Raw genomic sequence first — 2,229 nt, forward strand, 5'->3', positions numbered from 1 at the left:
GCCTGCGGGAGCAGCGCGCCCGGCACCGGCGCAGGTCCGCGTACAGGCCCTCCAGGGCTCGCGCGGTCAGGTTCCGCACCTGCGCCTCACCCAGAGCGGGGCGAATGGTGCGCTCGATGTACCCGAGGTAGCTGTCCCGCGTGCTCTCCTCCAGCTCCACGGTGGCCAGCCACTCGTCAATGGCGTGCGAGAACGTGACCGTGGTCGTGGCCGCCCGCTGCGCGTCGACCTCGGCTTGCATTCGGGTCATGACCCGGTCCGCTTCGCGGTAGGCCGCCCGGTCCGTCCCCTGAACGGTGCCCGCGAGGTACACGGCACGGTGCGTCACCGGGTCCCGGCCCGCGAAGACCCGGATCTGGAGCGAGTTCCCCCGCTTGCGGACGCTGCCACGCTTTTGGCGGCCTCGTGGGCCATCTGCGCTGGTCATGACCCCATGGTCAATCGCGTGTCAATGGACAAACGCATGGACAAACGATCAACTGATGATCATGATAAAGTCTGTTTCCGCTGGTGGAGTGCGTAGGACGGGTGGGGTTCGAACCCACGACCTGACGGATTATGAGTCCGCTGCTCTGACCGGCTGAGCTACCGTCCCCTGACGTGCGGTTCTGGAGGGTACAGAGCGCCGGGGCCCCGCGTCTCGACAACCCGTCAGCACGTGACCAACCCGTGCTACGAAGTCCCCAGATCGGACGGCCGGTAACCGGTCGGGTAGCCGGGGTAGGTTCGGTTCTTCGGCTGGTTCGTCAGGAACGGCTCGCGTCTCGGGGGCATCCTGCGGACGACCCGTGCTCGCGCGCGCAGGGCCGCCTTGGCCGTCGACGTCAGCCAGCTCGGCGCGGGTTCCAGGCCGAAGGCGTCGAGCATCGCGGGGTCCAGGAGGGCGATCACGGCCTGCCTCGCCGCAGGGCGCAGGGGCGCCGGGTACCAGGAGCAGAACAGGTCCAGGGTGTAGCGGCCGATCTCGGCGTTCGTGTCCGCGTGCTTGAAGCGCTCGGCCTCGTAGCGCCGCTTGAACGCCAGGTACGCCTCGTATCCCTCCGGCACGTCCCGGATGCCCATCCTCGCCCCGACGGCCCGGTAGAAGTGGTACGAGGCCTGCTTCTCGTGCTCCGACGGCTTCCGCCAGCCGTACTGCTCCAACCACTCCACCGGGTCGTACACGAACGTGGAGAGCACGTACAGCATGTCGTCGTTGTCGATGTCGTACCGGTGGTGCATCCGGTTGACCGCGCGCAGCGCCTCCTTGCCGCGCGGCGAGTCGTAGCCGTGGTCGACCAGCTCGCCCATGAGCAGCGCGGTGTCGTCGTAGCGCTTCTGGGGCCTGCGCTCGAACTCGCCGGTGCGCGCCAGCAGCGCCGAGATGGACGGCACGCAGTACGTGCGGAACAGCGCGAACTCCAGCGCCCGCGTGTAGTCCCAGGGGAACTCGTAACCGGTGGACAGGCGCAGGATCTCCCAGGCGTCGCGCTCGGGGTCCATCGCTTCGATGCGAGAGAGATTCGCGTAGCGGCCCATGCCCACCAGGGTGCCGGCACCGCCGTGATCAACACCACAGCCGCTCGCGCATCCGGATGACGGGTTTCAGCCGCCCCCGCTCGGGCGAACCCCGTGGTGTGGGAGAGATGGGGCAAGCAGCGAGGGCCCGTCCAAGCGGACGGGCCCTCGTCTGGGATGCTCCCCCAACTGGATTCGAACCAGTAACCCTTCGATTAACAGTCGAATGCTCTGCCGTTGAGCTATGGGGGAATGTTCAGTTGTCCTCGCCCGCCCTCGCGGGCTGACGGGAGTAACTCTAGCGCATCCGGAGGAGTACTTCGAACACACCCCCCTCGTTTCCGGCAGGATGGGCATTGACCAGGCACAACGGTGAGGAGACCGGGTATGAAGGGCATTCTGTTCGGCGCCGCGATCGGCTACGTGCTGGGCGCGCGGGCGGGCAAGGCGCGGTACGACCAGATCGTCCGGGCCTACCGCGCCGTCGTCGACCACCCGGCGGTGCAGGGCGCGGCGGGCATCGTGCGGGCCAAGATCGGCCAGCAGACCACCGTCGGCCGCAAGTACACGGCGGTGAAGCGGGTCGGCGTCAACGGGCAGCGTGAGCCCGTCGCCCCGCGCGTGCGCTGACGCGCGCCGGGCGGCCCTCAGCGCACCCTGGCCACGGCGAACACGCGGCGGAACGGGAACCACGTGGTCCCGTCCGCCCGCCGCGGGTAGGCGGCGCGCAGC

2 protein-coding genes, 2 tRNA genes and 2 pseudogenes are annotated in these 2,229 nt (G+C 68.8%); 1 reads left to right on the forward strand and 5 read right to left on the reverse strand.

Annotated features, from left to right (window positions below; genetic code table 11):
• From ACTUAL_RS17185 to ACTUAL_RS17200, 4 genes and pseudogenes are all read right to left on the reverse strand, one after another.
• Nucleotides 1-250 (reverse strand): annotated as a pseudogene (locus tag ACTUAL_RS17185) (site-specific integrase); the annotation flags it as partial.
• Between the two features lie 270 nt (nt 251-520).
• Nucleotides 521-595, reverse strand: a tRNA-Ile gene (locus tag ACTUAL_RS17190).
• Nucleotides 596-672: 77 nt separating this feature from the next.
• Nucleotides 673-1,482 (reverse strand): oxygenase MpaB family protein, encoded by an 810-nt coding sequence (locus ACTUAL_RS17195; protein ID WP_440900982.1) that lies wholly within the window; start codon nt 1,480-1,482, stop codon nt 673-675.
• A 195-nt stretch (nt 1,483-1,677) separates the two neighbouring features.
• Nucleotides 1,678-1,749, reverse strand: a tRNA-Asn gene (locus ACTUAL_RS17200).
• A gap of 135 nt (nt 1,750-1,884) precedes the next feature.
• Here ACTUAL_RS17200 and ACTUAL_RS17205 point away from each other — a divergent pair.
• Nucleotides 1,885-2,127: a hypothetical protein gene (locus ACTUAL_RS17205; RefSeq protein ID WP_015800138.1), complete on the forward strand. Its 243-nt coding sequence runs from the start codon at nt 1,885-1,887 to the stop codon at nt 2,125-2,127.
• A 17-nt stretch (nt 2,128-2,144) separates the two neighbouring features.
• On the opposite strand, the pseudogene ACTUAL_RS17210 reads toward ACTUAL_RS17205, so the two are convergent.
• Nucleotides 2,145-2,229: pseudogene (locus ACTUAL_RS17210) on the reverse strand (trans-aconitate 2-methyltransferase); the annotation flags it as partial.

The sequence above is a fragment of the Actinosynnema sp. genome (assembly GCF_052038725.1).